At 61.4% G+C, this 7722-nt stretch carries 6 protein-coding genes; 5 read left to right on the forward strand and 1 reads right to left on the reverse strand.

Annotated elements, in window-relative coordinates; genetic code table 11:
• Window positions 1-316: 316 nt before the first annotated feature.
• The gene (locus BUE15_RS18615; protein WP_073288372.1) at window positions 317-2506 is read left to right on the forward strand and encodes a glutamine synthetase III family protein; all 2190 of its coding nucleotides are present in this window, start codon (window positions 317-319) and stop codon (window positions 2504-2506) included.
• 228 nt (window positions 2507-2734) lie between these two features.
• On the opposite strand, the gene BUE15_RS18620 is transcribed toward BUE15_RS18615, so the two are convergent.
• Window positions 2735-4093, reverse strand: a complete 1359-nt coding sequence (locus BUE15_RS18620) for a site-specific integrase (RefSeq protein WP_073288374.1) — start codon at window positions 4091-4093, stop codon at window positions 2735-2737.
• 154 nt (window positions 4094-4247) lie between these two features.
• On the opposite strand from BUE15_RS18620, the gene umuD reads away from it, so the two are divergent.
• The 4 genes from umuD to BUE15_RS18645 all read left to right on the forward strand — a co-directional run bounded on the left by umuD (window position 4248) and on the right by BUE15_RS18645 (window position 7692).
• Complete coding sequence (gene umuD / locus BUE15_RS18625; RefSeq protein WP_073288376.1) at window positions 4248-4715, forward strand: translesion error-prone DNA polymerase V autoproteolytic subunit; 468 nt, start codon at window positions 4248-4250, stop codon at window positions 4713-4715.
• A 2-nt stretch (window positions 4716-4717) separates the two neighbouring features.
• A complete protein-coding gene (locus BUE15_RS18630; RefSeq protein WP_073288378.1) occupies window positions 4718-6016 on the forward strand; it encodes a Y-family DNA polymerase in 1299 nt (432 codons plus the stop codon).
• 507 nt (window positions 6017-6523) lie between these two features.
• On the forward strand, window positions 6524-6826 hold the full coding sequence (locus BUE15_RS22095) for a transposase (protein ID WP_073285727.1): 303 nt from the start codon (window positions 6524-6526) through the stop codon (window positions 6824-6826).
• Complete coding sequence (locus BUE15_RS18645) at window positions 6823-7692, forward strand: IS3 family transposase (protein ID WP_073287955.1); 870 nt, start codon at window positions 6823-6825, stop codon at window positions 7690-7692. Before BUE15_RS22095 ends, BUE15_RS18645 begins: the two co-directional genes overlap by 4 nt.
• Window positions 7693-7722: the final 30 nt, after the last annotated feature.

The raw sequence follows: 7722 nt of genomic DNA on the forward strand, positions 1-7722 counted from the left end.
GCTGATGCCGCCCTCCATCCGCCGCTCCGGCCTCCGGGCTGTACTTAACCGACCCAGGTGAGGAATCTTCAGTCAGTATAGTGAGGACTAACTCCTGATTTCACTTTTCTAAAGCGTGGCTGTGAGAAGGGGGTGTTGTCGATTTTGCCGATGTTTTCTCAAGAATGTCTTTCTATGAGAAGGGGGTATGTCTGGAAAGTAGCGTTCAAATAAAATAATGTCCTCATTCAAGAGGGTAGGTATTGCAAAAGCACTAAAGTCATCTAATCTTTGCACTCACCGAACCAAACCAGTTACTACTCCGCTTACCTCCTTCATGGCAATTCTCCGCTTTAAAGCACTTGAACTGGTTGATCAGCGCCAGCCACTGACAGTTGCCAGCAACGGCGAGCGTCGTTCCGACAGCTTTGGCAAAAACGTGTTCAACCTGGATGCAATGCGGGCTACCATGCCCGGCGAGTACTTCAAAAAGCTGCAGGGAGCCATCAAGGTAGGGTCGCCGGTGGAGCGCAGCGTGGCCGATGCCGTAGCTTCGGCTATGAAAACCTGGGCTATGGCCAAGGGTGCCACGCACTACACGCACTGGTTCCAGCCCCTGACCGGCGCAACGGCCGAAAAGCACGACTCCTTCTTCGACCTGAACTCGGACGGCCGTCCGATTGAGAATTTCAAGGGCTCAGCCTTGGTGCAGCAGGAGCCGGACGCCTCGTCGTTCCCGAACGGCGGCATCCGCAACACCTTCGAAGCCCGTGGCTACACTGCCTGGGACCCGACTTCGCCCGCTTTCATCATCGAAACGGCCGGGGCCAAAACGCTCTGCATTCCCACGATTTTCGTGGCTTACACCGGCGAGGCGCTCGACTACAAAGCCCCGCTGCTTAAGTCGCTGGCGTCGCTGGAAAAAGCTGCCGTCGATGTGTGCCAGTACTTCGACAAGGACGTAAACCGGGTGCACACCACGCTGGGCATCGAGCAGGAGTACTTCCTCGTGGACCGGGCCCTCTACAACGCCCGCCCCGACCTGGTGATGACCGGCCGCACGCTGTTCGGCCACGCCCCGGCCAAAGGCCAGCAGCTCGACGACCACTACTTTGGCTCGATTCCGGCCCGCGTGCACGCCTACATGCTGGAGTATGAGGAAGAGGCCAATAAGCTGGGCATTCCGCTGCGTACGCGCCACAACGAAGTAGCACCGCACCAGTTCGAGTGCGCACCTACCTTCGAAGATGCCAACCTCGCCGTCGACCACAACCAGCTCCTGATGGACATCATGGAGCGGGTTGCCGACAAGCACAACTTCAAGGTTCTGCTGCACGAGAAGCCGTTTGCCGGCGTTAATGGCTCGGGCAAGCACAACAACTGGGCCATGAGCACCGATACGGGCGTCAATCTGCTCGCACCGGGCCGCCGTCCCAAGGAAAACCTGCAGTTCCTGGCTTTCTTCATCACCACGATTAAGGCCGTAGACCGCTACGCCGATCTGCTGCGCGCCAGCATTGCCTCCGCTTCCAACGACCACCGCCTCGGGGCCAACGAAGCGCCGCCGGCCATCATGTCGGTATTCGTGGGCTCGATGCTGGACTCGGTGCTGGACGAGCTGGAGCGCACGGCCAAAGTGCCGCTCGACAAAGGCGACAACATCTACCTCAAGCTCGGCATCGACAAGATTCCGGCCATTCTGCTCGACAACACGGACCGTAACCGCACCTCGCCCTTCGCCTTCACCGGCAATAAGTTCGAGTTCCGCGCCGTCGGCTCGTCGGCCAACTGCTCGTCGGCCATGACCACGCTCAACACCATTGTGGCCGAGCAGCTGATTGACTTCAAAACGTCGGTTGACGCGCTTATCGAGCAGGGCAAGAAGAAGGAAGTGGCCATTGTGGAAGTGTTGCGCGAGTACGTTATCAGCTCCAGGAAAATCCGCTTCGAAGGCAACGGCTACTCCGACGAGTGGAAGGAAGAGGCCGCCAAGCGCGGGATGGCCAACATCCCGACCACACCGCTGGCCCTGGACGCGCTGGTAGAGCAGGAAGCTACTCTGCTGTTTGAGCGGCACCAGATTTTCTCGCACGTGGAGCTGCATGCCCGCCACGAGATTCTGCTGGAAGACTACATCAAGAAGATTCAGATTGAAAGCCGCGTGATGGGTGATTTGGCCATCAACCACATCATTCCCACGGCAGTAGCGTACCAGACCAAGCTGGTCAACAACATCCGTGGCCTGCGCGAGCTGGGCCTCGACGATGAGAACTCCGAAGTAACCGTAAATACCATCAAGGCCATGTCGCGCCACATTTCAACTATCAAAAAGCAGGTAGATGAAATGGTTAATGCCCGCAAAGTGGCCAATAAGATTGACGACACGCGTGAGCGGGCTATTGCCTACTGCGATACCGTCAAAGCACATTTCGACACCATCCGCCGCTCCGTGGATAAGCTGGAACTGATGGTGGCCGATGAGGACTGGCCGCTGGTGAAGTACCGCGAACTTTTGTTCCGGCACTAAGCCATCGGACAGAATCGGGCCGGAGTTGGGTGGGAATTTTCTCCGAGCCTCGATTTCAGAAAAGCCGTTTCCGGGTGGGAGCGGTTTTTTTTGTGCCCTGCCTAAGGGTGCCTGATAAAATAGCCTTCTACGCTGCGTAGAAGGCTATTTTGTTTTCAGTGTTAGGCACCGTTAAGCACCGTTATGCAGCGACCCGCCCCCAATCCGCCCCCAAATCCGCCCCCACTTTTAGCTGCCTAGTCGGGCCGTGCGCCGGTAGATGGTGAGCAGTTCCTGCTCGTCCACGCCCAGGTAGCGGTTGAAGCTTTTCTCAGTCTGATGGCCGGTGGCCAGCATGACCTGCGCCTTGGGCACGCCCTGAAAAATTTTGAGCGTCACAAACGTCTTACGGCCCACGCGGGTCGTGACCTGAATGCGGGTAATGCCGGCCAGGTGCTGCACGTGGGGCAGGTAGTCATCCAGGGTATGGAGCTTGGGCAGGCAGGTAGCCAAGCCCAGCGGGGCATACTTGCGCACCAGGGCCACGGGCTTGAACACCTCGTCATCGAAGAAAGGGATCAGGCAGCGGATGCCGGTCTTGCCGGCGTCCATGCGCAGAATGTCGTCCTGAATATGCTCCGGGGCCATCCGGTCAGCGTCGGAAATGCGCAGGGCCGTGTAGGCGCACTGCAAAAACTTGTCGCGGGCCAGCTCGATACGCTCGGCGTGCTGCTCGAGCGTGACGGCCGGCCGGCCGCTGCCCGGCCGGCCCGGGTGCGCGGGGTCCGGCGTGAAGTGCGCGGCCAGGTACGCCCGCGCGGCTGGCGTAGTGAAGTCCACGCCCGCCCAGGCCCGCAGCTCGGCCTCGGTCAGAAAGTCGGCCCCCACGTAAATCTCCGGCGTTTCGAAGTGGTGGAACTTGCTGGTCACGGGCAGCTCGCGCTCCTCGCACCAGTAGAGAAAGTTCTTCAGGTTTTTGACGTAGCCGCCGAACGTGTTGACCTGATTGCCCAGCACCGTGAGCTGGTAGTGCTGGAATTTGGCGTAGAAGTCGGCATTGATCGTATCAAAGCGCAGCGGGTAGTGCTGCTGCTGCGCGAAGGTGGCCAGCACCTGGCGCAGGTTGCGCAGGCGGCCGATGTAGGTTTTGGTCAGCGGCTTGCCGTTGCGCAGCGACACCTTGCCGGCCTGAAACTCGATCCAGCGGTCCAGCTGCTCGAGCAGCGTCAGCGGCTTGGTGGCCACGGCCGGCAGCGGGGGCAGCTGCTCGGCGGGCGTGCCGTGGGCCTCGGCCTGCAGGCGCTGGTAGCGCACGCGGATTTCGGCCTCCATGCGCTCTTCCTCCCAGCGCTCGCCCACGCGCCGGGCGGCGGCGTGGGCTTCGGTGGCGGCCCGGGTCCAGCACTCCAGCGTGCCGTTAATCAGGTCGGCATACGTGCCGGGCTTGTCTTTGACCCGGCCTAGTTTTGCGCTCCAGTCCGCCGGGCGGCACACTTCGCCGGAATTAAGGCGCAGACGCCGATTGTCCCAGCGAAAGGTGAGACGAATGGGGGCAGTGCCTTTCTTGGAGGATAAGCGCTCCAGGCGCAGTTCACGGGTCACTTCCATAATTGAATTAGCAGGGCGGCAGGGCCGGGCGAACCTAGTGACCGGCCCGGGAAAGTTGTCAAACACGCACTACGATAAACTAACAATTTTAGTAAAAATATAGCTAACAATTTTAGTAGGGCGTATACTTGCGCAAACCATCCCTTTTTTTTCGATGTGTCAGGTCGTTGTTATTCCTGTTCTGCGCAAGCCCGTGTGGTTTCGCTTCTTTGATATTCGGGTCCCAGCCGGCTTCCCTTCGCCCGCTGAGGACCACCGCAGCATGAAGCTGGATCTGAACCGGCTGCTGCTGCCGCATCCCGATGCCTCGTACCTGGTGCGGGTGATGGGCGACTCGATGACCGGCGGCGAGTCGGGCATCCGCGACGGGGCGCTGCTGGCCGTGGACTGCCTGCTCGAGGCCCAGCCCAACGACGTGGTGATTGCCGCCGTCGAGGGCGAGTTCACCGTCAAGCGCCTGGTCAAGCGGCGCGACGACGCTTGGTTTCTGGTGCCCGATAATCCGTCCTACCCGGAAATTGCCATCAACGCGCCCGATATGTTCGACGTGTGGGGCGTGGTGACGCACGTCGTGACCGAGACCCGGCGCGGCCGGCTGGGCAGCCATCTTCGCGTAATCTGAGCATGTTTGCCCTGGTCGACTGCAACAACTTCTACGTGAGCTGCGAGCGGGCCTTCCAGCCCCGGCTGCTCGATAAGCCCGTCGTGGTGCTCAGCAACAACGACGGGTGCGTCATTTCCCGCTCCCAGCAGGCCAAGGAGCTGGGCATCGGCATGGGCGAGCCCTATTTCAAGCTCCGCGAGCTGGTGCGCCGCCACCAGGTGCACGTGCTCTCCAGCAACTATGCCCTCTACGGGGACATGAGCGGGCGCGTGATGCATTACCTGGCCTCGGTGGCGCCGGAAGTGGAGATTTACTCCATTGACGAGTGCTTTCTGGATCTGCACGGGCTCGAGCGCTACCACGGCCCGCTGGCAGCGCTGGCCACGGGCTGGCGCGAGAAGGTGCGCCGGCGCACCCACATTCCCGTCTGCATCGGCATTGCCCCGACCAAAACGCTGGCCAAGCTCGCCAACCGCCTGGCCAAGAAGTCGCCGGCCCTGCAGGGCGTGCTGCACCTCGACTCCGACGAGCGCCGGCGCTGGGCGCTGGAGCAGGTGGGAGTGGAGGACGTGTGGGGCATTGGCAGCCAGTACGCGCAGAAGCTCTACGCTCAGGGCATCTACACGGCCGCGCAGCTGGCGTCCCAGAGCGAGGCCTGGGCGCGCCGGCATCTGGGTGGGGTCGTGGGCGCCCGCCTCGTGCGCGAGCTGCAGGGCACGCCCTGCCAGCAGCTGGCCCCCAGCGAGGATGGCAGCCTGCGCCGGCAGAGCATTGCCTGCACGCGCACGTTTGCTCAGCCGCTGTCGGACTTTGCTACCGTGGCTGCGGCCATCGCCCACTTTGCCAGCAAAGCGGCCGTGAAGCTGCGCCGGCAGGGCTCGGCGGCGAGCGTACTCACGGTCTTTATCAGCAAAAGCCGCTTTGGCATGGAGCCACCCCCGCACACGCGCTCGGCGGTGCTCACGCTGCCCACGGCCACCAGCGACACGAGTGAGCTGCTGCGCCACGTCAGGGCCGCGCTGAAGCGGCTCTGGGAGCCGGGCGGGGTGTACCGCAAGGCCGGGGTGGTGCTCGACGGGCTGGAGACGGCCGGCCAGCAGCAACTGCTGCTATTTGAGCCCAACGAGCAGGCTGAGCGCCGGGCCAAGCTCATGGCCGAACTGGACAAGCTCAACGAGCGGTTCGGGGCGGGCAAGGTGCGCTTTGCGGCGGCGCTGCCGGCGCAAGGGGAGATGCTCATGCCCTGGGTGGGGCAGCAGCAGTTTCAGACGCCGGCGTACACGACCTGCTGGGAGGATCTGTTGTGCATTCGGGCGTAGATAGCCACATGAATATAGCGCTTTTGGCAGCATGCAAAACCATAATAAAGTTGCTATTTCAGTGCCCGCAACGGGGTTCTTCAAAATGCTAGTAGTACATTTACCGATTGCCAAAGTTTGCTTTATTGTATACAGGTATATACCTATATACGTAAGGGGTTGGCTCTGATTTCACTACTGAATATGTTGCCAGTTATTCCTACTTCAGCCTCGCCTATGCCTCCCGAATACCCAGGCGTTGGTAAGCATGACTTACAGGAAAAAAAACAGAACGGTATCTATTATACGCCTGACCTAGCAGCGCAAATTCTGACGCGCTGGGCTATCAGGCAGCCAACTGATATCGTGCTAGAGCCCAGTTTTGGGGGGTGTGGCTTTCTTACAGCTACGCGTGACCGCCTGCTAGAGATAGGCAATAAGCAGCCCCAGGATAGATTATATGGGTGCGATATTGATTGAGGTGGTCTAGCTAAAACGGACAGCGAGAAGTCTTAACTTCCGCTGCTCATGACTGAAAAATCGAATCCTGTAGGAAACCCCTCCACCCGCAAGAAATACACGCCGGCTTTTAAAGCCGAGTGCGTCCGCCAAGTAGCGGCTGGTACCCGGCAAAGCGACGTGGCCCGTGCCCAGGGCATTTCACCGGCCCTGCTGGGGCGCTGGCAACGCCAAGCCCTGGAAGCCGCCGTCCCCAGCAGCGCGGAGCGCGACGAAATCAAGCAGCTGCGGGCCGCGCTCAAGCGCGTGGAAATGGAGCGCGATATTTTAAAAAAAGTCGTGACCATCTTCTCCCAACCGCCTCAGTCATGAGCCGCTACGCCTTTATCGCCGCCTGCACCGAGCCCTGGCCCGTGCAGGTCCTGTGCCAGGTGCTGGCCGTAAGCACGGCCGGCTATTACCAGTGGCGGCAACGGCCGGCTGCCGCGCCGGTGCCGTGGCAAGTGGCGGCGCAAGCGGCCTTTACGCGCCACGCCCGGCGCTACGGCACCCGGCGGTTGCGGGCCGAGTTACACGCAGAAGGGTACGCCGTGGGCCGCTACGCGTTGCGCACCTGGCTGCGCCGGCACGACTTACAAGCCTTGAGTACCCGCCCGCACCGGCCCCGCACCACCGTGGCCGACCCGGCGGCCGTGGTGGCCGAAAACCGCCTGCTGGGTCAGCCGGTCCCCACCGCCCCGAACCAGGTCTGGGTCGGAGACATTACCTATCTACCCTTGGTGGGCGGGCGCTGGTGCTACCTGGCCACCTGGCGCGACGCCTGCTCCCGGCGCGTGGTCGGCTGGCACCTGGCCGCCCAGATGCCGACCGAACTCGTGCTGCTGGCGTTAGAACAGGCCCTGACGCTGCGCCAACCCGCGCCGGGCTTGATTATTCACGCCGACCGCGGCAGCCAGTACACCAGCGCCGCTTGCCGGGTCCGCATCGCCCAAGCCGGGGCCGTGCCCAGCTTCAGCCGGCCTGGAAACCCTTATGATAATGCCCAGGCCGAAGCCGGTTGGAGCACGCTCAAAACCGAGCTGCTCCCCCCAGGCACGGCGTTCGCTTCCCTCGAAGAAGCCCGCCTGGAGGTGGCGCACTACCTCGACACCTATTTCAATCTCGACCGACGCCATTCTGCCCTGGCCTACCGCTCGCCCCACCAATTTGAACAAGACCTGAAAACCACCCTACCTTAGCTCACTGTCCGTTTCCACTAGACCACCCCA

This window comes from Hymenobacter psychrotolerans DSM 18569, from assembly GCF_900142395.1.
Lineage (GTDB): Bacteria > Bacteroidota > Bacteroidia > Cytophagales > Hymenobacteraceae > Hymenobacter > Hymenobacter psychrotolerans.

Coding starts and splice junctions, on each gene's coding strand:
- BUE15_RS18620 (WP_073288374.1), bottom strand. CDS start 4,093: ATGGAAGTGACCCGTGAACTGCGCCTGGAGCGCTTATCCTCCAAGAAA.
- BUE15_RS18630 (WP_073288378.1), top strand. CDS start 4,718: ATGTTTGCCCTGGTCGACTGCAACAACTTCTACGTGAGCTGCGAGCGG.
- BUE15_RS18615 (WP_073288372.1), top strand. CDS start 317: ATGGCAATTCTCCGCTTTAAAGCACTTGAACTGGTTGATCAGCGCCAG.
- BUE15_RS22095 (WP_073285727.1), top strand. CDS start 6,524: ATGACTGAAAAATCGAATCCTGTAGGAAACCCCTCCACCCGCAAGAAA.
- BUE15_RS18645 (WP_073287955.1), top strand. CDS start 6,823: ATGAGCCGCTACGCCTTTATCGCCGCCTGCACCGAGCCCTGGCCCGTG.
- umuD (WP_073288376.1), top strand. CDS start 4,248: ATGTGTCAGGTCGTTGTTATTCCTGTTCTGCGCAAGCCCGTGTGGTTT.